This window comes from Streptomyces sp. NPDC031474 (genome assembly GCF_055581185.1).
The window spans coordinates 19,648-43,396 of sequence record NZ_JBVIJX010000035.1 but is presented as its reverse complement, the minus strand read 5'-3'; the positions used below and the strand labels follow the sequence as shown (position 1 = coordinate 43,396).

Genomic DNA, 23,749 nt, shown 5'->3' with positions numbered 1-23,749 from the left:
CTGCGCGGTGCTGCTCTGTGCGGTGCTGTCTTGCGCGGTGCTGCACTGCTCAGTGCTGCAGTGCCGGCGCCTTGGCGGTCGGGGTGACGCGGGCCGCGCTGCGGTACGTCGAGACGCCCACGGCCAGCAGCCAGTAGCTGAGGACGGCCCCCATCAGCGCGGTCGTGCCCCAGCCGTTCGCCGCGTAGAAGAACGCGGGGTCGTTGCCGAAGAACAGCGACGGCACGAACGCCAGGTTGATCCCGGCCAGAACGTACGCCGAGCGGCCGGTCCAGCGCGGCAGCAGGCGGGTCCGGGAGACGGCGTACCCGAGGGAGGTCAGGAACAGCGCCAGCATGAGGCGGGAGATCGACCCGTACAGGATGTAGGTGCCGCTGACGTCGATGGTCGGGTCGATCGGATGGTCGACGGCGATGACCGCGCCGGCCTCCAGGCCCATCGAGACCAGGGTGACGGTGGCGTAGACGAGGCCGGTGGAGAAGGCGATCGAGCCGACCCACTCATGGTCGGGGGCGACCCGCCTCACCAGTTCGCGGAACGCCGTCACGAACACCACCAGGCAGGCCAGCGCGACGATTCCGATGAGCAGCCGGGACAGCACGTTGCCGTCCGGCGGCGGGCCGTCGTAGACGAAGTACAGCGGCACCTGGACGATGAGGGCGACCGCGGCGGCGACGGCGGCGAGGCCGGTCAGTCGGCGGGCGATGACTTCGGACATGGGGTCCCCCGAGTTCTCGGTGTGGCGGAATCGGTGTCGGCGTCCGGGTGTTCGTGCGCTCGTTCGTCGACCCTTGAAGCCTGCCGTTTCCGGGGCGCGCGGTCCCTGGGCCTGAGGACCGGACCGGGGGTGTTCCCAGGGCCACCCCTACGGGTGGACGTCCACCCAGGAGCGGCTCAGGGCGGAGTGGGTCATCGCCTCCAGCACGGTCGCGCTGTGCACCGCGTCCGCGAGCGTCGCCCCGTGCGGGGCGCCCTCGGCGATCGAGCGCAGGAAGCGGTACGCCTCCACGACCTTCAGGTCGTCGTAGCCCATGGCGTTCGCCGCGCCCGGCTGGAACGCGCCGAACTCGCCGTCGCCCGGCCCGACGTACACCGTGCTGACCGGCTGGTCCTGATACGTCGTGCCACGGCTGACGCCCAGTTCGTTCATCCTCCTGAAGTCCCAGAACACCGCGCCCTTGGTGCCATGCACCTCGAAGCCGTAGTTGTTCTGCTCACCGACCGAGACCCGGCAGGCCTCCAGCACACCCCGCGCGCCGGAGGCGAAGCGCAGCAGACAGGTGACGTAGTCCTCGTTCTCGACCGGGCCGAGCTCGCCGCCGGCGGCGCGGCTGTGGCCCGCCGTCGCCCCGGTCGGGCGGGCCCGCTCGGGCACGAAGACCGCGGTGTCGGCCGTCAGGGACGTGATGTCGCCGAGCAGGAAGCGGGCCAGGTCGACGCCGTGCGAGGCCAGGTCGCCCAGTACTCCGCTGCCGCCCCGCTCCCGCTCGTACCGCCAGGTCAGGGCGCCGTCCGGGTGGGCCGCGTAGTCGCTGAAGAGACGGATGCGGACATGGGTGACCGTGCCGAGGTCACCGGAGGCGATCAGGTCGCGGTCCGTCTCCACGGCGGGCGCGTTGCGGTAGTTGAAGCCGACCGTGCCCTGGACGCCTGCCTTGGCCACCGCGTCCGCCACGGCCCGGGCGTCCCCCGGGGTGAGGCCCACCGGCTTCTCGATCCAGATGTGCTTGCCGGCCTCGGCCATCGCGACACCGATCTCGCGGTGCAGGAAGTTCGGCGCGGTGATGCTCACGGCCCGCACCCTGGGGTCGGCGGCCACCTCGCGCCAGTCCCGGGTGGTGGCGGCGAAGCCGAACTGGTCGGCGGCCTCCTCCGCCCGGCCGGGCACCTCCTCGGCGACGGTCACGAGCTCCGGAGGCAGGGCCAGCCGTGGATAGTGGTGCCGGACGCGGGCGTACGCCTGGGTGTGCACCCGGCCCATCCAGCCGAACCCGACGACGGCGACGCCGATCGAACCCCAGTCCACCGGACCCACCGGACCCACCGGACCTGCCGACTCCGCCGGACCTGCCGACTCCGCTGAACCCACCGAACTCACCATGACAGCCCCTCTTTGGACCGGTCCATTTACTGTCCACGCCACCCTGGGGGCGGTTCGCCGGGGGTGTCAAGCCCTTCGGGATCCTTTGACAACCGCTCAGCTGCATGGAACGGTCCACACCATGAGGCCGCCGACCATCCGTGACGTCGCCGACCGGGCCGGAGTGTCCAAGTCGCTGGTCTCCCTCGTGCTGCGCGGCTCCGGTCAGGTGCGCGCCGAGAAGCGGGAGGCCGTCCTGCGGGCCGTGCGCGAGCTGGGCTACCGGCCCAACGCGGCCGCCCGCAGCCTCAGCGAGCAGCGCACCCGCACGATCGGCGTCCTCCTGCACGACCTGCGCAACCCCTGGTACGTCGATCTTCTGGACGGCCTCAACTCGCTGCTGCACGCCGCCGGTCTGCACATGCTGCTCGCGGACGCCCGGCTGAACCGCCGCGTCGGGCAGGACCCGGCCGGTCCCTTCCTCGAACTCGGCGCCGACGGCCTGGTCGTGGTGGGGACGCTGCCCGACCCGGCGGCGCTGGGCGCGGTCGCCGAGCGGATTCCGGTCGTCGTCGCGGGCGCCCGGGAGCCCGTCCCGGCCGGGGTCGACGTGGTCGCGGGCGACGACGAACAGGGCGCGCGGCTGGTCGCCGAGCACCTCCTGGGGCTGGGCCACCGCCGGATCGCGCACATCGCGGGCTACGGCGCGGTCGGCGAGCTGCGCCGGCGCAGTTTCGAGGCGGCGCTGCGGGCGCACGGGGCGGGCGAGGCCGTGGTCGAGCTCAGCGACATGGCCGAGGAGGGCGGTCACCGGGCCGCGGTACGGCTGCTGAGCCGTCCGGACCGGCCCACGGCCGTGTTCGCCGTCAACGACATCGCCTGCGTCGGCGCCCTCTCGGCGGCCGAGGAGATGGGCCTGCGGGTCCCCCGGGACCTGTCCGTGGTCGGCTACGACAACACGAGCACGTCCCGGCTGCGGCACCTCTGGCTGACCACGGTCGACAACGCCGGCCACGAGGTCGGACGCCGGGCCGCCCGCTGCCTCCTGGACCGGTTCGAGGGGCACGGGGGAGCGGGACGCGTACAGCTGGCCGCGCCCGTGCTGGAGATCAGGGGCACGACGGCGCCCCCGCTCGGGGACTGAGCGCCCGCCCCCCTGGTCAACTCCGGCGACTACGCGACGGTGACCTTCCCGACGCCCGGGGCCCGCGTCGACTACACGGGGGGACACCGAGATCTCGGCCGTGCCGGGGCGGGCCGCGCCCGTGGTGATCGAGTTCCCGCCGGGCGCACGCCCGCTGCTGCCCACCGGCAACGTCCGGGACGAGATCGACGGCACCCCCGTGACCTGCGTGGACAACGGCATGCCGACCGTCCTCAACACGGCCCCCACCGGATTCCTCGATGTGGAAAGCAGCCTCGGGACCACTCCCGACGGCCTGCCCGCCGCCCGTCGTACCGCCGTGGTCCGCACGGCCCGCATCAGGCGTCGGGCGCCTCGGGTTCCGTGGCCTGTCTGAGGTGACGGGCGATCAGGTGGTAGGTGGCGCGGGCCTTTACGTCGTCCTTGGCGTCGTAGCCGTGGTCGGCTCCGGCGACGTCGTGGAGTGCGACGAGGGCGCCCGCGGCGTCGAGCCGCTCGGCGTACCGCGTCGCCTCGTTCCTGAGCAGGTCGTCGTGGGCCGTGATCACCAGGGCCGGGGCGATGCCGTTCAGGTCGGCGGTGTCCGCGGCGCCCGCGGGCGAGACGAGCCGGTGGGCGCGCTCGCGGGGATCCGGCACATAGGAGGAGTCGAAGATCTCCCCCATCCAGGGGCGCAGCATCGGCTTGGCGACGGCGGCCTTCTTGTCCCTGGCGGGGGTCGTGAGATCCAGCGGGGGATAGTGCAGCACCTGGCTCGCGATCGACGGACCGCCCTGCTCCAGGGCCTGCCGGGCCACGGCCGCGGCGAGCGCGCCGCCCGCGCTCTGTCCGCCCACGGTGAGCCGCCCGCCGTCCCAGCCCTGCTCGGCGCCGTGCTCGGCGACCCACCGCACGACGTCGTACGCCTGCGTGGTCGGGGCCGGGAACGGGTACTGCGGGGCGACGACGTACTTGACGTTGACCACGACCACCCCCGCCTCCACGGCGAGCAGCCGGCACAGCGCGTCGTCCATCTCCGGCATCGAGATGACGAAGCCGCCGCCATGGAAGTTGATGTGCACGGGAGGGCACGTCGCCGTCCCGGTCGGCGGTGCGTACACCGTGACCGGAGCCGGGGCGACGGACGTCGGGATCGTCAACTCCCGTACGTCGCGCGGGTATTCGGGCAAGCGAGCCTGCCAGGCGGCCGTGGAGCCGGGGCCGCCGGAGCGTCGGCTCGCCAGCCGGTTGAGGCTCTGCATCGTCGTGGCGGCGCGGGCGGCCACCGCGGGTCTGGCCATGATGGACATGCGGGTTCCGTTCGTCGTGCCGTACCGTCGATCGCCAGGATTCCTGTCGATGGAAACAGGGGGAAGCTAGCACGGCGGCGCCCGCATGCACACCCACCCCGTCAGTCCCGTCTGGCGACGATCCGGTACGCGTTGGACACGCCCAGCCGGTGCGACATCGGCCGCACCGCGAACCGGTCGAGCAGGGTGCCCGCGATCAGCGCCGGGATCCCGGCGAGGAGCAGGGCCGCACGCAGCGTGCGGCGCAGAGCGCCCGGCCGCTCGGGCAGCCAGGGCGCGTCGTCGCGGGGCGCCGCGTGGTCCAGCGCCAGCCAGACGGCGGCCAGCAGATCGACCGGGTCGTGCGGCTCGGCGTGCTGCTCCGCCACCACCGTGAAACCCAGCCTCGTGAGCCGTTTCCGCAGGTTGGCCACCGGCACGAAGTGCAGGTGCTGCGGCTGGAGCCAGGGCAGCCACCAGCGGCCGAGGAGGCGGGCGTAGCGGCTCTCGGGGTCCGGCACCTCGATCAGCAGATGGCCGCCGGGGCGGACCGTCTCGCGTGCGGCGCGCAGCTCACGGTCGGGGTCGGTGCTGTGCTCCAGATAGTGGAACATGCTCACCACGTCGTAGCCGGCGGCCAGCCCGGGCGCGAGGTCGGGGAAACTGCCCCGGTAGCCGTGCTCCACCCGGCCCTCCCGCTGGGCGAGTTCGACGCCGTCGGTGAAGTCGAGCCCGTCGAACGTGGTTCCGGGCAGCACCTCCTGGGCGACAGCGCAGAAGTGACCGTGTCCGGTGCCGACGTCCAGCCAGGTCTTCGGCTCGGGGTCGTGCGGCAGCATCGACTCGGCCCGCCCGCGGTACATCTTCGTCCGGCTTCCGAAGGTGTCGCCGAGCTTCTTCTCGCCGAGCCCGTCGTAGAAGTCCCGGTAGTAGAACTCCAGGCCTTCCGCGCTGAGTCGGGGGTTCTGGAAGGTGTGCCGGCAGGCCCCGCAGCGGTCCAGGACGAAGCGGCCCGGCTTGTGCTGGAGCAGGTCGGTGGTGCGCAGCCGGGTGGTCAGCTCGTCCGAGCCGCACCAGGGGCAGACGGTGCTGCGGGGCTCGAAGAAGCGGTCCAGGCCGGCCGCGATGTCCGCCTGGTAGCCGGGGCGCAGCGCCGCGATGCGCTCGGCTGCGGCGGTGGACTCGGTGTCTTGGCTCTTTTCGCTCATCTGAACTCCCTGGCCAGTCCGTCGAGATGGGCCGCGGCGGCGGAGGCGCCGCCCGCGGCGCGGAACGCCGTACGGATCCGCTCGGCCGCCGCGGAGTGGGCGGGGTCGTCCAGGACGGCGTCCAGCGCCGCGCCCAGCTTCTGCGCGGTGACCCGGCCGAACCGCACCCGCACCCCGGCCCCCGCGTCCACGACCTGCCCGGCCACGACCGGCTGGTCGTCGCGGATGGGAGCCACGACGAGCGGGACCCCGTGCCACAGCGCCTCACACACGCTGTTGTGCCCCGCGTGGCAGACCACGGCGCCGACTCCCCGTTCCAGCAGGGCGAGTTGGGGCACGGACGGCACGATCAGCACGTCCTTGTCATCGCCGTTGCCGTTGCCGTTGCCGTAGTCGTTGCCGCTGTCGTCGGCGCGCGGCTCCAGCGTGCCGCCGGGATCGACGATCACCCCCTGCACCCGGTCGGCGCGCTCCCGCAGTGCGCTTCGGCACATGTCGAGGAACCGGCCGCCGATGTCTGTGTTCGCGGTGCCGAGCGTGACCAGCACGGTGACCCGGCCGGGGTCGAGCCACGCCCAGGGGAAGCCGACGGCGGACGGGCGGGCCGTGATCGAGGGACCGACCCAGCGGACCCCGGAGTGCGAGAGGCCCGCCAACTCCGGTGTGCTGAAGGCGAGGACGAGCTGCGGCGAGAAGCGGGGGTCGGCGGTGCCCGCCGGATCCCCGACGGCCGCTCGAAGTTCGGCCAGCCGCTCCGCCAGCCACTGACCGACCTTGGGCAGCCCGGCGAGGGGGTCGGTGAACTCGGCCGACGTGGTCGCCGAGGTCGCCCAGGGCAGACCCAGCCGTTCCGCGACCAGCGCGCCGGCGAAAGCCTGCTGGTCTGCGACGACCACGTCCGGCCGGAACGCCTCGACGGCCGCCCGCACCCCCGGCGCCATGGCCCGGGCCAGCGGGAGCAGGTACCACTCCCACAGGAACTTCAGAGCCTCCGGACCGCGCAGGCCGGCCGGCCGCTCACCCTGCGGGGTTCCGGCACATGCGAAGACCGCCCCGGCCCCGGGGCCCGCGAGCCGGCCCACCAGCGCCGGATCGGGGCAGGCCCACGCCACCAGGTGACCACGCGCGGTGAGTTCGGCGGCGACGCCGACGGTCGGATTGATGTGCCCGGTCAACGGCGGGACGACGAACAGGAATCGGCTCACCCGGCCGCCTCCGCCGCCACCCGCCCGGCCTCCTCGACCAGGTGCAGGATGTGCCCGCCGACCGTCCCCGAGGCCTCCACGAGAACCGAGTGCTCGTGCCCCGGGATCACCACGGTCCGGCAGTCCGGCAGCACCGCCTGGAACCAGGGCGCGAGTGCGGCGAGGTCGGAGTCGCCGCCGTACAGGCCCAGCACCGGGCAGCGCACCGCCGCGATCTGATCGTCCGTCAGTACCCGGCTGGCCGGGATGTCCCGGCCGAGGCTGGTCTCGCGGGCGAGCCGGGCCGCGCCCTTCGCCAGGCGGGCGGTGTTGTGGCTGCGGTTCGCGGAGATCCACGCGATCGCGTCCTGCTCGTTGTGCGCGAGCTGCGTCACGACCCGGTCCAGGATCCCGCCGAGCTTCACCGCCCAGGCGGCGGTGGCCGGTTCGGACTCGATGAGGCTGACGCTCGCCGCCCGCTCGGGATGCCGGACCGCGTAGCCGAACGCGATCGTGCCGCCGTAGGAGTTGCCGACGAGATGCACCGGGCCGGTCACCGCCAGCCGGTCGAGCAGCGCCTGAAGGTCGTCGACGCTGTCGTCCAACGTGTAGCCGGCGGCGGGGCGTTCACTGCGTCCGTGGCCGCGCAGGTCGTACATGACGACGTCGAGGCCGGCGGCCGCGAACGCGGGCGCGACGGTGAAGTAGTAGCTGGCCAGGCTGTCGGTGAGCAGACCGTGCACCAGCACCACGGTGGCGGTGGCCGGCCGGCCCTCCCGGGGGCCGATCCGCTGTACGTGCAACCGGACGGCGCCGGTGTCGACCATCGCCATGGCTCAGCTCGCCCCCGCGCCCTTCAGGCTCGTCACGACGTACTCGACGAGCCGGCCGACGGTCAGCTCGATGATCTCGTCGAATTCCATGCCGGCCAGGAACTCGGCGAAGTTGACCCGGTCGCCGTACCGCTCCTGGAGCAGACCGGCCAGGGTGACCAGGTCGATGCTCTCCAGCTCCAGGTCGCGGTTGAAGGTCGTCCGCATGCCGATCTCGACGTCGTCGAGGCCGTACTCGTCCTCCAGGAGCCGCGCGAGCATGCCGGTGAGGTCGGCGAGGACGGCCTCCTCGTCGGCGGTGACGGAGGTGTGGGGGGTGGGGGAAGTCATCGGGCGTCGTACTCCTTCGGGGTCGGGTGTCCCGTCGTCCAAGCGACCGCGTACGAACGGTCGGGCAGCCGGGGCGGGTTGGCGGCCGGGGCGCAGTGCACGAGGTAGGCGGGTGCCAGGCGGCCCGCGACGGTCAGCCGGTCGCCGCCCGGGGTCGTGTCGAGGACCGTGAAGTCCCGTGGCCTGCCGCCGAATCCGGTGCCCTCCGCTTTGGCGACGGCCTCCTTCGCCGCCCAGAAACGGGCGAACCACAGCGCCTCGGATTCGCCGCTTGGCTCCAACAGGGTGTGCAGGAGGCGCAGTTCGTCCGGTCCGAGCGCGGCGGCGACGGTCTGCGAGGTGTGGTCGGTGACCTCCTCGATGTCGATCCCGGGTCCGGGGCCCGGCGTGTGCGGCCGGACGATCGCGACGCCCGCCTCCGCGCAGTGGGCCAGCGAGACGTCCAGCGCGGGCAGGACACGGCCGTGCACGCCGGTGACGTACGGGCGGCCCGCCGCGTCGTTGTGCACTCGCAGCTCTGCCGGGAAGACCGGGCCCTCGCCCTGGTCCCACAGCCACTGCCGGACCGCGTCCTTGACGGCGATCCGGCCCAGCAGCCACTGCCGGCGTCCGCGCGGCGCGCGCTCCGCGTACTGCGCGCGCTCCACGCCGCCGAGGGAGTTGCGCATGATCAGCTCGCGGGACGCCAGGTCCGGCCACCGCTCGTGCAGCAGCTGCCAGCCGCCCGGCCGGGTCTCGGACAGGGTGTGGAGCTCCGGGAACCGCTCGACCGGTTTGGTCGTGGGGTCGTTGTCGAAGCGGCGGTCCTGCCAGCCGTGCAGCTCCGCCCACACCGTGCCCCCGACCGTCAGCTGGACGTCGGCCTCCAGGAACGTGTCGGTGAGGTCCGTGATCCGCACCAGGCAGCCCACTTCGGTCCCCGGCGTCGGATGTGGCCCGTGGAACCGCATCTCCCGCATCCCGACCGGGAAGACGACCGTCCGCTCCGTGCGGGTCGCCATGATCCAGTAGCCGAGGATCTGGCCGACGTTGTCCAGCAGCGCGCCGGGCGCGGGCGGGGTGGTGATGACTCCCCGGACGTGGCGGTCGCCGATCGCGGTGAGCTCGGTGACGCCCTGGAACGCCGGGCCGTGGAACATCCAGCGCTCGGCGTACAGCTGGGCGGCGGTGTGCTCCGGGGTGCGCTCGGCGCCGGGATCGGTGGGCCACGGGGCGGGGGACGGGGCGGGATACTCCGCGGCGAGTTCCACGGTGGCGCGGGCCCGGGGACCGAAGGAGACAGCCAGACGGTCCGGGTTCTCGGGGCCCTGTGGGGTCACGGTCACCGGTACGTCGACGGCGGGGGTGGCGGTGAGCCACTCCTCGAACCGCGCGCCGTGCACGGCGACCGCCAACCTGCCGGGGGACGACTCCCGGGTCGCGTCCAGCGCCGCGTCCATGATGTGCTGCACGATCGTCGTCGCAGGAACGACCGGCCACCGGTCGGCGATGTCGGGCCAGCCGGGCCGCTGGGGGAAGAAGCAGTGGTCCAGGAGGTAGGGCATGGTGTCGGGGGAGACGCGGACGGTGCTGTGCCTCGGGCCGATCGGGCGTGGCCGTACGGGAGTCGAGGCCCGGGTGGTCATCAGGGCGGCGGCCGTGTCCGCCGTCTCGTGGAGCAGGGCGCTCAACTCGGCTGCAATGGGGGAGCGTTCGACGAGAGCGTCCAGCGGCGAAGACGCGCCGGCGTTCGTCGTACGGGCCGGGGCGGCGGCGCGCAGCTCGGCCCGCAGTGCGGTGAGGTCGTGAGGTGCGAGGGACACCAGCGATCCGCCCAGGTCCAGGCTCACCGGCGGCCGTTGAGCCGTCGTGAGACCGGCGGGTGTCAGCAAGGGCGCCACCGTCGCTCCCGCCGTCCACAGTGCGGTGGCCACCCGGCGGAGCTGGGCGAGGCCCGTGCGGTGGGGTGAGTTGGCGGCGACGACGAGGTGGTCGTGGCTGCCCAGGGTGTCGCCGACGAGGGAGCCGAGCTGACCGGGGCCCACCTGGACGTACACCCGGTGGCCGGCCGCGTACAGGGCCTCGGCCAGCTGCCGGAAGCGGACGGGTTCCAGCAGGTGCCGGAGGAACAGGGACCGTATCCCCGCCTCGTCCGCGGGGAACGGCGCGGCCGTCGTCCCCGACCAGAGCGGGGTGTGCGGCCGACGCAGCCGGAACCGGTCGGCAGCCGCCTTGATCGGGCCGAGGTGGGGCTGAAGCATCGGCGTGTGGAAGCCCGACCGGAAGGGCAGCACCTGGCTGAGGACGCCCCGGGCGCGGAAGGCCCGCACGAAGTCCTCCACCGCCGCCTCCGGGCCGCACACCATCGACTGGCCGGGAGCGTTGTCGTGCGAGAGCACCAGGCCCGACTCCGCCCGGCCCTCGTCGTGCAGGGCGGCCAGGACCTGTTCGGCGGACGCGCCGATCGCGCCGAAGGCGAGGCCGGGGACCGTCACCGAGTCCGGGTCGAAGCCCGCCATGAACGCGTCGACCTCCTCCCCGGCGTACAGTCCGGCCGCCGCCATCGCCGTCCACTCGCCCACGCTGTGCCCGGCGACCGCGTCCGGCACGATGCCGCTGCGGCGCAGCGCGGTGTCCAGGAGCCGACCGACGGCGACGACACCGAAGCCGTGCCTGCCCACGTCGCCGGTCCGGTCCCCGTCGAGCGAGCGGGTGGGCAGCCCGAAGTGGGCTGCCACGTCGTCGACTTGGGGGGTGAAGTCGCCCTCCAGTCCGGGGAACAGGAACGCCAGCCTGCCGTGGCCGGCGCCCAGCAGGGGGCTCGGCCGGAACCAGACGTCGCTGCGGCCGTGCCAGGACCGTTGCCGCGCGATCGTGCGGCGGGCCAGGGCGAGGCGCTTGGCGGTCGGGTCGACGATGCCGAGCCGGGCCGGGCCCGCGTCCGGGTGCGAATGGCGGGGGTCGAGCCCGGCGGCCCGTACGGCGCTGTCGTCGACGTCCAGGAGCGTGGCGAGGCGGGTGGGGGAGTCTGCGGCGAGCAGCAGGACGCGCTCGGGTTCGGCGACGTCCACGACCGGACGGGCCGGACGTGCCGGGCCGGTCGCGCGAATCCCGCGGGCGCCGGGGGCCTCCTCCAGCACCACGTGCGCGTTGATCCCGCCGAACCCGAACGCGTTGACGGCGGCCCGGCGCACGGGCTGTCCGGCGGCGGTCTCCCAGTCGGCGGCCTTCTCCAGGGTGCGGAACCGGGTGCGGGCCAGGGCGGGGTGCGGATCGTCGCAGTGCAGCGTCGGGAGCAGGGTGCGGTGATGGACGGCGAGCGCGGCCTTCACCAGCCCGGCGACTCCCGCGGCGGGCATGGTGTGCCCGATCATCGACTTGACCGACCCCAGGACCGCGTCACCGTCACCTGGCCCGAACACCTCGGCCAGCGTGGTGAGTTCGGCGCCGTCGCCCGCCGGAGTCGCGGTGCCGTGCGCCTCCAGCAGGCCGATCGAGCCGGGCGCGGCCGGGTCGAGCCCGGCGGCCCGCCAGGCCTGCCGCACGGCCTGCGCCTGCCCACCCGGATCGGGGTTGACCAGCCCCGCCGCCCGCCCGTCGCTGGCCACTCCGGTGCCCCGGATCACCGCGTAGATCCGGTCGCCGTCGCGCTCGGCGTCCGCCAGCCGCTTGAGGACGACGACACCCGTCCCCTCACCGATCAGGATGCCGTCGGCGCCCCGGTGGAAGGGGCGGATGCGCTGGCTGGGGGAGAGGGCGCGGAGCTGGGAGAAGACGCTCCACAGCGTGATGTCGTGACAATGGTGGACGCCCCCGGCGAGCATCAGGTCGCAGCGCCCCGACGCGAGGGCGCCCACCGCCTGGTCCACGGCGACGAGCGACGAGGCGCAGGCCGCGTCCACGGTGTACGCCGGTCCGCGCAGATCCAGCCGGTTGGCGACCCGGGAGGCGGCGAGATTGGGCACCAGGCCGATCGCGGACTCGGGACTGTCCGGCCCGAGCCGCTCCGTGAACGCCGTCCGCACCCGGTCGAGTTGATCCCCGGTCAGGTCGGGCAGCAACTCTCCCAGCGTACGGACGAGTTGGCCCGCCGTGCGCACCCGCTGGTCCAGCCGGACCAGGCCGGGGGTGAGGTAGCCGCCCCGGCCGAGAACGACGCCGACGCGCCCTCGGTCGGGGAGGCGGTCCGTGCCGCCCGCGTCGTCCAGGGCGGCCGAGGCCACGTGCAGGGCGATGAGCTGGTCGGGCTCGGTGCCGGCCACCGAGTTCGGCATGATCCCGAACCGGGTGACCTCCACCTCCGCCAGCCCGTCCACGAACCCGCCGCGGCGTGCGTACACCCGGTCCGCGACAGCCGGGTCGGACGCGCTGCCGGGACGGTAGTACGTCGCGTCCCAGCGCCCGTCCGGGACCTCGCCGATCGCGTCCACGCCGTCCCGCAGGTTCCGCCAGTACGCGTCGAGGTCGGCGGCGCCCGGCAACAGCACCGCCATCCCGACGATGGCGACCGGAACCTGATGAACCATCAACCCATCGGGCTCGTAGGCCGGTTGGGGTGATGTAGCCGTGGCCTTCACCAGCCGGAGGCGGTGTAGACGACGGCGGTGGCCGACTCCTCGCCCCAGGCGAGCTCCCGCAGCAGCGCCGCGGTCCCTTCCTCGGGATCGATCAGCCGGATGCCCCGTCGGGCGTACTCGTGCGCCAGCTCCACCCCGACCATGCCCGCGTGACCGGCCGCGGGCGCCCACGGACCCCAGTGCACGGTCACCGCACGGTGCCCCGTGCGGGCGGCGAAGGCCGCGCCGAGGGTCTCCAGCGCGTCGTTGGCGGCGGCGTAGTCCACCTGGCCGCGGTTGCCCAGGACCGCGGAGATCGAGCCGAACAGCACGGTGAACGCGGGCGCCGTGGGCAGCTCCTCCAGCGCGGTGAGCAGGGCGTCCGCGCCGGTCGCCTTCGTGCCGTAGACCCGCTGGAAGGACTCGGCGCTCTTCTCGGCGACGAGCCGGTCCTCGATCACACCGGCCGCGTGGACCACCCCGTCGAGCCGGCCGTGTTCGGCGTGGATCTCCTTCACCGTCTGGAGCACCGCCTCGGGCTCCCGGAAGTCGACGGAGCGGTAACGCACCCGGCTGCCCAGCGCGGTGAGTTCGCTCAGCGTCGCCGCGATCTCCCGCTGCGCCAGCAGGAGTTCGGCGGCGCGGTTGATCGCGGCCGGCTTCAGACCGCCGCGGGCGGCGAGCGCCGCGCGCAGTTCGGCCGGGGTGCGCGCGGCGGCGGTGTCCGCGTCCTCGGGGCCGTCCGGCGCGGGGGTACGGCCGAGCAGTTCCAGACGGCAGCGGGCGGCGCCGGCGAGCGCGGCGGCGAACTGCGCGGTGATGCCCCGCGCGCCGCCCGCCAGCAGCACCACCGAGTCCCGGTCCAGCCCGAGCGCGGCGGCCTCGGCGGCTCCGTCCCCGGCCGGTCCGGCGCCCGTGCTGCCGAGCGCGCCGAGCGGCGCCTGCGCCAGCTCGAAGCCGTGCCGGCCGGCCGCCGTCCGCAGCACGACCGGGGTGCGGTCCGCTGCGACGGCCTCCGCGACCACCGCGTCCGCGACGGCGGCCGCCGAGGCGTCGGCGAGGTCGACGAGCCGGGCGAGGGTCTGTGGATACTCGCGCGCCACGGTACGGAACAGCCCGCGCAGCCCCGCGGTCCGCGCATCGGGCGTCTCGTCGCCGCTGCTGCGGACGGCCAGCAGCCACCGCGGACCGCGCGCCAGGGCCGCCTTCAGCACCGGGAACGCGTCGGGCAGGACGGGCGTGTCCTCGGCGGCCGGAAGGGCGCCGAGGTACAGCACGCCGTCCACCGGCCCGTCCGCCTCCCCCAGAACGTGATCACGGGCGCGTACGACGACGTCGGCGCCGTGCGACACCAGCCGGGCGGCGATCTCGGGGGCGTCCCCGAGGAGGATCCAGCGGGTGCCGGAGAAGGCGGTCGGCGAAGCGGCGGCGACGTCGTCGAGCAGGACCGGCCGCAGCACGTGCCGCTTGGGCGGCTCGCCGGTCACCTCCTCCGCCGGTGCCGGTGTCTGTGCCTGTGCCTGGGCGGGTGCCTGTGCCTGGGCCGGTGCGGGTGCCTGTGCGGGTGCCGGTCCGCTCAGCCGGGCCGTCAGCCAGTCGGTCACCGCGGCGGCGGTGCGGGCCTTCGTCAGCTCCTCCAGCTCGTCGTCGCCCATCGACGTGAGATCCGCGCCGTCGCCGGCGCCCAGTCGCTTGGCCAACTCGCCGGCGATCTCGGCCCGTTTGATGGAGTCGATGCTGAGGTCCGCCTCCAGGTCGAGATCGGGCTCGATCATGTCGACGGGATAGCCGGTGCGTTCGCTGATGATCTCCAGGACGAGCTGCTGGACGTCCGTGCTCCCGGCGGGCTCGGCGGCAGCCGACGCGGGGGTCGGGGCGGGAGTGGGTACGTGTGCGGCCGTCTCGGGCTGTCCGGCGGGGAGTTGAGGCACTGCCTCGACGACCTGCGGGGTCACCATCACGGGTGCCGCGATCTGCGCGCCCGGCGTGGATCCGAAGTAGGTGAGCAGCACGTCCCGTTGGGCGGCGATCATCTCCCGGCTGGTGCGCAGGAACTCGGAGATCAGCGCGTCCCGGTCGGAGGGGACGCCGTGCGGGGGGTTCGTCGTCACAGTCGTCACGGTCCTTTCGACGGGGTCCACGACTCGTCGGGCCGGTGCGAGCGCACCGGGGAGGAGGGCGCCGGCGGCGGTGCGGACCAGCTGTCCGTCGACCGTCCAGCCGGGCCGCTTCGGCACGGGGGTGCGGACGGCGTCCACCGCGTCCCGGCTGCGCAGCAGCCATCCGCTGCGCACCGGCAGCCCCGCGACGGCGAGCCGGGCCAGGGCGTCGAGCCAGCCGTGCAGTCCGCCGCCGGGGCGCGGCTCGCAGGCGATCGTGCGGTGCGGGCGGTCGCCGAGGATCTGCCCGACCAGCCGGGTCAGCACCGACCCGGGGCCCGCCTCGACGAAGATGCGCGCCCCCGCCTCGTACATCGCCTCGACCTGCTCGACGAAGGCGACCGGCGCGCCGATCTGGGCGGCGAGTTCGGCCCGTACCGCGTCTGCGTCGGCGGGGTAGGGGGTCGCCGTCCGGTTGGACCACACCGGGAACTCGGGCGCGTGCACCGGCCGGGCCGCGAGCGCTTCGGCGAACCGGTCGGCGGCGCCCGCGACCAGCGGGCTGTGGAAGGCGCAGGCGACCGGGATGCGCTTGGCTCCCAGACCGGCCGCGCGCAGGAGCCGCACGGCCTCGGCGACGGCGACGGTCGGTCCGGAAATCACCGTCTGCGTAGGTGAGTTGCGGTTGGCGACGACCACGGAGTCCGGCGCGGCTCCCGTCTTCAGTACCTGCGCCACCTCCTCGGCCCCGGCCGCGACCGCAGCCATGGCCCCGCCGTCCGCACTCCCGGACCCGTCCGGCTCGTCGGCGGGTTTGACCCCGGCTGCTTCGAGGATGGCCGTTGCCCGCTCCGCGCTCAGGTCCACAAGGGTTTCCGGGGTCAGTGCGCCGGCCGCGCACAGGGCGACCAGTTCGCCGTAGCTGTGCCCGGCGGCCATGTCCGGCCGTACCCCGGCCGCGGTGAGCACGGCGTGTGCGGCGAGGCCCGCGATGCCCAGGGCGGGCTGTGCCACGCGGGTGTCGGTCAGCGCGGCCTGCTGCCGGTCGCCTGCCGCGTCGTCGAAGGCGGCCGGCGGGTACAGGACGTCGGCGTGGGCGCGGCCGAGCTCCAGGTAGGGGCGCAGCTCCGGGAAGGCGACGAACAGCTCGCCGAGCATGCCGGTGCGCTGGCTGCCCTGCCCGGGGAAGAGGAAGGCGACCTTGCCGTCGCAGGGATCGTCGGGACCGGCCCGGTGGATCCCCCGCGCGCGAGCGGGCTCGGCGGGGTCGGCGGGGTCGGCGAGCGCCCGTCGCAGTTTCGCGGTCAGGTCGTCCACGTCCGTCGCCACCAGCGCGACCCGTGCCGGATCCGCGCTCGCGTCCGAGCGTCGTGCGGCGCCGAGCGCCAGGTCCCGCAGACGCCACGGCCCGCCCTGCGCCTGCGCGGCCTTGAGGAGCTCCTCCATCGCACGGCGGGCCGTGGCCTCGTCCCGACCGCGGAACACGAACAGTTCGGCGGGCCAGGCGTCCAGTCCGCGCACCGGCGGCACCCCGTCGGCGTAAGCGCTCAGCACCACATGGAAGTTGGTGCCGCCGAAGCCGAACGCGCTCACCCCGGCGAGCCGTTCCCGCGGCGGCACCGCCCAGGGCCGGGCCTCCTTGTGGAAGGCGAAGGGGCTGCTGTCCGCGTCCCAGGCCGGGTTGGGGGTCTCGACGTGCAGCGTGGGCGGCCTGACGCCCGTGTGCAGGGCCAGCAGGCTCTTGATCAGTCCGGCGAGTCCGGCGGCGCACTTGGTGTGCCCGATCTGCGACTTGACCGAGCCGATCACACAGCCGCCCGGCTGCGCCCCCGCCTCGGCGAACACCTCGCTGAGGATGCTCAGTTCGGTGCGGTCGCCGACCACCGTCCCGGTGCCGTGCGCCTCGACGAGCCCGACGTCGGCCGGGGAGACGCCCGCGTTGTGGTAGGCCCGCTCCAGGGCCGAGCGCTGGCCCTCGGGCCTGGGGGCGGTGAGGCCGAGCGAGCGGCCGTCGCTGGAGGAGCCGAGGCCCTTGATGACGCCGTAGATCCGGTCGCCGTCGCGTTCGGCGTCCGCGAGGCGCTTGAGGACGACGCAGGCGACGCCCTCGCCGAGCGCGATGCCGTCCGCCGAGCCGTCGAAGGCACGCGAGCGGCCGGTCGGGGACAGGGCGTGCACGGAGGAGAAGAGGGCGTAGTCGTTGATGCCGTTGTGCAGGTCGGCGCCGCCGCACAGCACCACGTCGGACGTGCCCCCGACCAGCTCCTTGCAGGCGACGTCCACCGCGGCCAGCGAGGAGGCGCAGGCGGCGTCGACGGTGTAGTTGGCGCCGCCGAGGTCGAGCCGGTTGGCGATCCGCCCGGAGATGACGTTGGCGAGCATGCCGGGGAAGGAGTCCTCGGTGAGCCGCGGAAGCTGGTCGTCCAGGGCGGCCGGGACGTGGCCGTAGTACGAGGGCAGCACGGCTCGCAGTGTGGCCGCGTTCGACAGGTCGCTGCCCGCCTCCGCGCCGAAGACCACGGAGGTGCGGGAGCGGTCGAACTTCCTTCCCCCGTCGCCGTATCCGGCGTCCTCCAGGGCCCGCCGGGCCGCCTCCAGGGACAGCAGCTGCACCGGCTCGACGCTGCCGAGGGAGGCGGGCGGGATGCCGTAGCGCAGCGGGTCGAAGGGGATGCGGGGCAGGAAGCCGCCCCACTTGGACGGCGTCGACTCGCCGTGGTGCACGGCCGGATCCCATCGGTCGGCCGGGACCTCGCCGACCGCGTCCACGCCCCCGACGACGTTCGCCCAGAAGGTCGGCAGGTCGGGCGCCTGCGGGAACATGCAGGCCATGCCGACGACGGCGATGTCCAGCGGGGCCGGGGCGGCCGGCTCCCGCACCTCCCTCTCCAGGCCCAACTCGGCGGCCCGCAGGGCGAGATGCTCGACCGCACCGGCCGTCACCGACGCGTGCAGTGCCGCGAGCGTCGTGGTCGCCGAACGCAGTACGGCCACCTCCCCGGCCATGAACATCCCCTCGGCGAGCTGGCGTTGCTCGTCGACGGGGGCGAGGAAGCCGTCGGCGTCCCGGGTGACGCCTTTGCTGGCGAGGCGCAGCCGGCCGACGTTCAGCCGCTCCAACTCCTCCCAGATCCGCCGGTCCGGCACGCCCTCGGCACGCAACCGCGCCTCCTGGTCGCGGTAGCCGGCGGCGAACGGACTCGGCACACACCGTGTCGCGTGACCCGGCGCCGACTCCAGGAGCGCGGTGCGCTCGGCGTCCATGACCTGCCGCTGGAACAGCGGACGGATCGCGCCGTGCGCCACCGCCTCCTCGGTGAACAGGTAAGCGGTTCCCATCAGCACGCCGACGGCCGCTCCGCGCGCGGTCAGCGGCGCGGCGAGCGCGGCGACCATCGCAGCCGACCGCTCGTCGTGTACTCCGCCCGCGAAGAACACCTCGACGTCCGTCGCGTCGACGCCGTCCAAGTAGTCGGCCAGGACGGCAAGTTGAGCTTCCCAGAGGGGAAAGCTGCCGCGCGGTCCGACGTGCCCGCCGCACTCCGAGCCCTCGAACACGAACCGGCGCGCCCCGGCTTCGAGGAACTGCCGCAGCAGCCCCGGAGACGGCACGTGCAGGAACGTGCGGATGCCGTCCCGCTCCAGCGCCTGCGCCTGGGAGGGCCGTCCGCCCGCGATGATCGCGTGCGTCGGCCGCAGCTCTCGTACGGCCTCCAGCTGGGCGGTGCGCACGTCCTCCGGCGCGAAGCCGAGCACGCCCACCCCCCAGGGCCGGCCGGCCACCGCGTCCCGGGTCTCGGCCAGCATCTCCCGGGTCCGCGCGCCGTCCGCCAGCGCCAGCGCGAGGAACGGCAGCGCCCCGTCCGCCGCCACCGCCGCGGCGAACGCGGCCCCGTCGCTCACCCGCGTCATCGGCCCCTGTGCCACGGGGAGCCGGGTTCCGAGCGCCCGGCTCATCGGCGACTCGGCCCCCAGCGCCCGCACCGCCGCGTCGTCACCTACGGCGTCCAGGACCGCGTCCCGCATCCCGCGCACCGTCCGCCGTACGTCGCCCCAGCAGTCGGCGAACCGGGCGGCGAGGAAACCGTCCTGGCCCACCGGGAGCAGCTGGGTGCGCGGGTCCTGCGCGCCGAGCAGCGCCGCCACCGCCTGCGGGCCGGCGTCCCCCGCGAGACGCGGGGCGTCCGGGCCGCGCCGCAGCAGAACGCGATGACCTGCCAGGACGACGGTCTCGGAGCCGTCCAGGGTGCGCAGCGCCGCGGCGGCCGGCTCGGGCAGCGCCGACTCGGCGAGCAGCGCGAGCTGGCTGTCCAGGACTACACCGGCCGCCCCGCCGGCCACCGCGGCGGCGGCCGTACGCGGGCCGATGCCTCCGCACGCCCACACCGGCAGGGTCACCTCGGGCGCGGCGAGCAGCTGCTGGAGCAGCACGAAGGTGCTCAACTCGCCGATCCGGCCGCCGCATTCGGCGCCGCGGGCGAGCAGGCCGTGCGCCCCGGCGCGCACGGCGTGCCGCGCGCCCGCCAGGTCGGTGACCTCCACCAGCACGCGGTGGCGCGCCGCGAGGCCGGCGATCGACCACGGGACGGCGGAGTCCGCGCCGGCCGGCGACTCCACGGCGTCCGCGGTCAGAACGACGGTGTGCGGGCCGTCGGGGCCCAGGTCGGCGGGGGTGAGACGACAGGATGCGCCGACCCGGACGCCGAAGTCGCCCGGCGACGCTCTGCGCAGGCGGGCGAGGGCCTCGCGGGTTCTTCGGTCGCCGGAGCCCAGGTCGAGTACACCGAGACCGCCGGCCCGGCCGACGGCCAGGGCGAGCCCGGCATCGGGTTCGCCGAAAGGAGTGATGCCGATGATCATGTCCTCGGAGCGCACAGCGGACGTCATGATTCTCCGAATCAAGGGTGAGACTGCACGGTGGGGGGTTCGGGACAGCAAAGGCGGCTCACCGGATTCCGGCGGGGAGAGGACCACCGCGGAACGCCGTTCTATAGCGCGTGCTCGAAACGCGTTGAAAGGTAGTGCGCTTGTTACTGACTGGTCAACGATCGAACGAACGGCTGGTACCCAGCCGCAATGATTCGGTCAGTCGTGGCGGGAGGGCCAGGGCGTAGGAAATCGGTTGAATTCCTTTCGGAGGCTGTCCTGTTCACCTCGGACTCACGTGGTGGAAACATGAACGACCGCAAGAAATGGGTTCCTTTGGACTGCATGGTCCGAATCGGAACGCACATTCCCGGCGCGGCGTAAGGGGACGGGAAATTCTGCATGTCGGTCGTGGAGTGACTGGGAAGGGTTTGTGGAGCCGTCCCGTGGGACGCCGCCGCCGGCCACCGGTGCGTGCGCCCACGACCGCGTGCGCGGCGGCACTCGCCGCCCCGGGGCCCGGCCGCGATGATTCCAGGGGCTGCGGAAGGGAAAGGCGGGTGCGGTGGAGCGACGGGGTGCCGGCCCGGCGCGCGGGTTCACGGTCGTCCGTGCCGGAGGCTGACTTTCCGGCGGGCCACGCCCCGGGGGCGCGGTGCGGGCTCGCGGCCGTCCGGTCGGTGGCACGCGCGGGGTGCCGGGTGCGGGCGGGCGGCGCTGTCCGGAGTCCGCTTCGCTCGTGGACCGGCCGCGGCCTCTCAGCGCCCGGCGCGCACCCCGTCCAGGGCGATGGCCAGGACGCGGTCGCGCTGGGCGTCGTCCATGAACGCGGTCGCCGTGACACCGGCGACCAGGCGCAGCAGATCGCCGAAGTCCATGTCGGCGCGGGCGACGCCGGCCTGCTGCGCCCGCTCGAACAGCGGACCGCACGTCCCGTACAGCGACTCGCGGCATGCCTGGAAGATCTCCGACTCGCCGTCCAGCGCCTCGCGCACCGCCCGCTTGGTGACCATGTAGGTGGCGAACCGGTCGAGCCACGAGGTGAGCGCCTCCCACGGTTCCAGGTCGGCGAACTCCACGGCCGTCCGGCACAACGCGTTGACCTCGTCGGCGTAGACGCTCTCGAAGAGTGCCCGGCGGGTCGGGAAGTTCCGGTACAGCGTGCCGATGCCGACCCCTGCTCGCCGGGCGATGTCCTCCAGGGAGGCCTCCGAGCCGTGCTCGGCGAACGCCTCGCGCGCCGCCGCAAGCAGCGCGTCGTAGTTGCGGGCGGCGTCCTTACGGGTGGGGCGCTGCACCGCGACGATCTCACTGATGGGGAACTGCTGGGGCGGCACTGCTGCCTCCTGGGCGGACTCGGTTGAACCGGAGGGTTGCCTCCGTTACAGTGGAGGAGTGCCTCCACTTTAACAGTCCGAGGCCCTCTTCCCCTCTTTTCGAGAGGCTCCTCCATGCCACGCACGTCCACCCGCCTCACCTTCGCGGTCCTCGCGACCGGTGCGGGCGTGTTCTCCATGCTCCAGTCGCTGATAGCGCCGGCCCTGCCGACCGTCCAGCACGCTCTGCACACCTCGCAGTCCACCGGGACCTGGGTGATGACCGCGTATCTGCTGTCCGCGTCCGTCTTCACGCCGATCCTCGGCCGTGTCGGCGACCTGATCGGCAGGAAGCGCACCCTCGTCGCGGTCCTCGTCGCCGTTCTGGTGGGCTGTCTGCTCGCCGCGCTCGCGCCGACCATCGGCGTCCTGATAGTCGCCCGCGTGATCCAGGGCGTCGGCGGCGCCCTGTTCCCGCTGTCGTTCGGCATCATCCGGGACGAGTTCGCTCCGTCCCAGGTGGCCGGCAGCATCAGCAACCTGTCCGCCGTGATCGCCGCGGGCGGCGGTGTCGGCATGGTCGCGGCCGGACCGATCGTCTCCGCGCTCGACTTCCGCTGGCTGTTCTGGATCCCCGTCGGCATCGTCGCCGCCGCCGCCCTGATCGCCCTGCGCTACGTCCCCGAGTCGCCCAACAGGGCCGAGGGCAGCGTCAGTTGGCTCGGCGCGGTGCTTCTGTCGGGCTGGCTGGTCACCCTGCTGCTGCCGCTGAGCCAGGCGGGCAGCTGGGGTTGGGGATCGGCGCGCGTGATCGGCCTGTTCGCCCTGGCCGTGGCCCTGTTCGCGCTGTGGCTGACGGTCGAGGCCCGATCCCGTTCCCCGCTCATCGACCTGCGCATCATGCGGCTGCCGGCCGTGTGGACCACCAATCTCGCCGCCCTGCTGTTCGGTGCGGGCATGTACGCGATCTGGTCCTTCCTGCCCGGCTTCGTCCAGACCCCGAGCACGGCCGGGTACGGCTTCGGCGCGAGCGTCACCGCCTCCGGACTGCTGATGCTGCCGATGCTCGTCGCGATGTTCGTCTCCGGTGTGCTCAGCGGTCGCCTCGAACCCCGTGTGGGCGCGAAGGCGTTGCTCACGACGGGTGCCGCACTCGGCGGGCTCGCCCTGGGCTTCCTCACTCTCTGGCACGACGAGCAGTGGCAAGTCGCCCTCGTGGCCGGCGTGTTCGGCCTCGGCATCGGGCTCGCCTTCGCCTCGATGGCCAACCTGATCGTCGGCAGCGTCCCTCCCGCGCAGACCGGTGCCGCCACCGGCATGAACGCCAACATCCGTACCATCGGCGGCTCCATCGGCGCCGCCGTCACCAGCGTCCTGGTCACCGGCCGCCTCCAGCCCTCGGGTCTGCCCTACGACTCCGGCTACACCCACGGCTTCATCCTGCTGACGCTGCTCTGCCTGTGCGCGGCCTTCGCCGCCCTGTTGGTCCCCGCCCGGCGCCCGGCCCGCCCGTCGGCCCCCGTCACCCCGGCGCCGACCGCCGCACCCACCCCCGTACGGTAAGGTTCACCTACGCGTTCTCGCAGCTCACCGCCGCGGAAACGCCTCGGGACGTGGCGCAGCTTGGTAGCGCACTTGACTGGGGGTCAAGGGGTCGCAGGTTCAAATCCTGTCGTCCCGACTTTACGAAGTCGCAGGTCAGGGCCGGTTTCGGAGGTATCCGAAACCGGCCCTCGATCATTCTTGGGGACCAGTTGGGGACCGGCGCCGGCGATGCGGCACGCGCACGACGGCCGGACCAGGCCTACGCACGGTCCCGCACGATGATCTTTCCGGTGTTCTTGCCGTGCAGCATGCCCAGAAATGCGTCCACGATGTGCTCGAACCCGTCCACCACCGTCTGGTCCAGCGCCAGCCGGCCGCTCTGCAGATGGGGAACCGCGAACTCGTACAGCTCGTCCTGCAGATCGCGGTAGTTGCTGACCAGGAAGCCCTCCATGCGGAGGCTCTTCTCCACGATGTCCGAGTAGTTGACGTGCGGCGGGGGCGCGTCCGGGGTGTTGTAGCGGCTGATGGTGCCGATCCGGACGATGCGCCCGAACTCGCGCAGTGCGCCCACCGCGGCGGCCAGTTGTTCGCCGCCGACGTTGTCGACGAAGACGTCGATGCCGTCCGGTGCAGCCTTGGCGAGCAGTTCAGCGGCGAGGCCGTCGTGGTAGTCGAACGCCGCGTCGTAGCCCACCTCCCGGGTCAGGTGGTCGACCTTGGCCGCCGAGCCCGCGCTGCCCACGAGTCGGCCGGCGCCCAACAGCCGGGCGAACCGGCCGGTGGCGGTGCCGACGCCGCCGGCTGCGGCGGAGACGAAGAGGTCGTCGCCCTCGCGGAGCCGGACGATGCGGGTGAGGCCCACGTAGGCGGTCAGTCCGGTGCCGCCGAGGACGCTCAGGTAGGCCGTCAGGGGGACCCCGTCGAAGCGGGGGAGTTTGCGGATCTCCTCGGGTCGGACCACGGAGTGCGTGCGCCAGCCCTGCCGGTGGAACACGATCTCGCCCCCGGTCAGCTCCGCCGTCCGCGAGGCGACGACGCGCCCGAGAGTGCGGCCCTCGAGCGGTGTGTGGAGCGCGAAGCCGCCGGGCACGTCGTCCATCATCTCGCGGTGGTACGGGTCGACGGACCAGTAGAGGTTCTCCACGAGCGCGGTGCCGACCGCAGGATCGGGAATCGCGGACTCGACGAAGGCGAAATCCTTGGTGGTGGGGAAGCCGTGGGGGCGGGCGGTCTGCTGGACGGTGATCGCGTTCTCGGTCATGACGGGACCGTAGGACGGGAATGGAGCCCTCGGGCAGGCGGTTGGCCTCATGTGACGCCCTGTTCCATGAGTAGTTC

General features: G+C 73.6%; 14 protein-coding genes and 1 tRNA gene. 4 read left to right on the top strand and 11 right to left on the bottom strand.

Annotated elements, in window-relative coordinates:
* Positions 1–49 precede the first annotated feature (49 nt).
* Both ACZ5SK_RS44595 and ACZ5SK_RS44590 read right to left on the bottom strand, forming a co-directional pair.
* Complete coding sequence (locus tag ACZ5SK_RS44595; RefSeq protein ID WP_334575106.1) at positions 50–718, bottom strand: hypothetical protein; 669 nt, start codon at positions 716–718, stop codon at positions 50–52.
* A gap of 147 nt (positions 719–865) precedes the next feature.
* Positions 866–2,035, bottom strand: coding sequence for a Gfo/Idh/MocA family protein (locus tag ACZ5SK_RS44590; RefSeq protein ID WP_468577795.1), 1,170 nt, complete (start codon positions 2,033–2,035; stop codon positions 866–868).
* A 187-nt stretch (positions 2,036–2,222) separates the two neighbouring features.
* On the opposite strand from ACZ5SK_RS44590, the gene ACZ5SK_RS44585 reads away from it, so the two are divergent.
* Positions 2,223–3,224, top strand: coding sequence for a LacI family DNA-binding transcriptional regulator (locus ACZ5SK_RS44585; RefSeq protein WP_468577793.1), 1,002 nt, complete (start codon positions 2,223–2,225; stop codon positions 3,222–3,224).
* A gap of 100 nt (positions 3,225–3,324) precedes the next feature.
* Positions 3,325–3,600 carry a hypothetical protein gene (locus ACZ5SK_RS44580; RefSeq protein WP_334575101.1) on the top strand — a complete coding sequence of 92 codons (276 nt, stop codon included), beginning with the start codon at positions 3,325–3,327 and terminating at the stop codon, positions 3,598–3,600.
* Here ACZ5SK_RS44580 and ACZ5SK_RS44575 read toward each other — a convergent pair.
* The 8 genes from ACZ5SK_RS44575 to ACZ5SK_RS44540 all read right to left on the bottom strand — a co-directional run bounded on the left by ACZ5SK_RS44575 (position 3,563) and on the right by ACZ5SK_RS44540 (position 20,884).
* Positions 3,563–4,513 (bottom strand): alpha/beta hydrolase fold domain-containing protein, encoded by a 951-nt coding sequence (locus tag ACZ5SK_RS44575; RefSeq protein WP_334575100.1) that lies wholly within the window; start codon positions 4,511–4,513, stop codon positions 3,563–3,565. The genes ACZ5SK_RS44580 and ACZ5SK_RS44575 overlap by 38 nt on opposite strands.
* Positions 4,514–4,614: 101 nt before the next feature.
* The gene (locus tag ACZ5SK_RS44570; protein ID WP_334575099.1) at positions 4,615–5,700 is read right to left on the bottom strand and encodes a class I SAM-dependent methyltransferase; all 1,086 of its coding nucleotides are present in this window, start codon (positions 5,698–5,700) and stop codon (positions 4,615–4,617) included.
* Entirely contained in the window at positions 5,697–6,905 is a 1,209-nt protein-coding gene (locus ACZ5SK_RS44565; protein WP_334575098.1) for a glycosyltransferase, read from the bottom strand. Before ACZ5SK_RS44565 ends, ACZ5SK_RS44570 begins: the two co-directional genes overlap by 4 nt.
* Complete coding sequence (locus ACZ5SK_RS44560) at positions 6,902–7,717, bottom strand: alpha/beta fold hydrolase (protein WP_334575097.1); 816 nt, start codon at positions 7,715–7,717, stop codon at positions 6,902–6,904. The genes ACZ5SK_RS44565 and ACZ5SK_RS44560 overlap by 4 nt, the downstream gene beginning before the upstream one ends.
* A gap of 3 nt (positions 7,718–7,720) precedes the next feature.
* Entirely contained in the window at positions 7,721–8,047 is a 327-nt protein-coding gene (locus ACZ5SK_RS44555) for an acyl carrier protein (RefSeq protein WP_099935434.1), read from the bottom strand.
* On the bottom strand, positions 8,044–12,552 hold the full coding sequence (locus ACZ5SK_RS44550; protein ID WP_457495855.1) for a beta-ketoacyl synthase N-terminal-like domain-containing protein: 4,509 nt from the start codon (positions 12,550–12,552) through the stop codon (positions 8,044–8,046). The genes ACZ5SK_RS44555 and ACZ5SK_RS44550 overlap by 4 nt, the downstream gene beginning before the upstream one ends.
* Positions 12,553–12,599: 47 nt before the next feature.
* Complete coding sequence (locus ACZ5SK_RS44545; RefSeq protein WP_334575094.1) at positions 12,600–19,568, bottom strand: SDR family oxidoreductase; 6,969 nt, start codon at positions 19,566–19,568, stop codon at positions 12,600–12,602.
* Positions 19,569–20,305: 737 nt separating this feature from the next.
* Positions 20,306–20,884 carry a TetR/AcrR family transcriptional regulator gene (locus tag ACZ5SK_RS44540; RefSeq protein WP_334575093.1) on the bottom strand — a complete coding sequence of 193 codons (579 nt, stop codon included), beginning with the start codon at positions 20,882–20,884 and terminating at the stop codon, positions 20,306–20,308.
* A gap of 114 nt (positions 20,885–20,998) precedes the next feature.
* Here ACZ5SK_RS44540 and ACZ5SK_RS44535 point away from each other — a divergent pair, with 114 nt between their 5' ends.
* Both ACZ5SK_RS44535 and ACZ5SK_RS44530 read left to right on the top strand, forming a co-directional pair.
* Positions 20,999–22,426 (top strand): MFS transporter, encoded by a 1,428-nt coding sequence (locus tag ACZ5SK_RS44535; RefSeq protein WP_468577789.1) that lies wholly within the window; start codon positions 20,999–21,001, stop codon positions 22,424–22,426.
* 44 nt (positions 22,427–22,470) lie between these two features.
* A tRNA-Pro gene (locus ACZ5SK_RS44530) sits at positions 22,471–22,544 on the top strand.
* 123 nt (positions 22,545–22,667) lie between these two features.
* On the opposite strand, the gene ACZ5SK_RS44525 is transcribed toward ACZ5SK_RS44530, so the two are convergent.
* A complete protein-coding gene (locus tag ACZ5SK_RS44525; protein WP_334575090.1) occupies positions 22,668–23,672 on the bottom strand; it encodes an NADP-dependent oxidoreductase in 1,005 nt (334 codons plus the stop codon).
* Positions 23,673–23,749 lie beyond the last annotated feature (77 nt).

Bases quoted from the DNA above. Each gene is read 5' to 3' on its own strand.
- ACZ5SK_RS44595 (WP_334575106.1), bottom strand. From the start codon at position 718: ATGTCCGAAGTCATCGCCCGCCGACTGACCGGCCTCGCCGCCGTCGCC.
- ACZ5SK_RS44585 (WP_468577793.1), top strand. From the start codon at position 2,223: ATGAGGCCGCCGACCATCCGTGACGTCGCCGACCGGGCCGGAGTGTCC.
- ACZ5SK_RS44575 (WP_334575100.1), bottom strand. From the start codon at position 4,513: ATGTCCATCATGGCCAGACCCGCGGTGGCCGCCCGCGCCGCCACGACG.
- ACZ5SK_RS44570 (WP_334575099.1), bottom strand. From the start codon at position 5,700: ATGAGCGAAAAGAGCCAAGACACCGAGTCCACCGCCGCAGCCGAGCGC.
- ACZ5SK_RS44560 (WP_334575097.1), bottom strand. From the start codon at position 7,717: ATGGCGATGGTCGACACCGGCGCCGTCCGGTTGCACGTACAGCGGATC.
- ACZ5SK_RS44555 (WP_099935434.1), bottom strand. From the start codon at position 8,047: ATGACTTCCCCCACCCCCCACACCTCCGTCACCGCCGACGAGGAGGCC.
- ACZ5SK_RS44550 (WP_457495855.1), bottom strand. From the start codon at position 12,552: ATGGTTCATCAGGTTCCGGTCGCCATCGTCGGGATGGCGGTGCTGTTG.
- ACZ5SK_RS44545 (WP_334575094.1), bottom strand. From the start codon at position 19,568: ATGACGTCCGCTGTGCGCTCCGAGGACATGATCATCGGCATCACTCCT.
- ACZ5SK_RS44535 (WP_468577789.1), top strand. From the start codon at position 20,999: ATGCCACGCACGTCCACCCGCCTCACCTTCGCGGTCCTCGCGACCGGT.
- ACZ5SK_RS44525 (WP_334575090.1), bottom strand. From the start codon at position 23,672: ATGACCGAGAACGCGATCACCGTCCAGCAGACCGCCCGCCCCCACGGC.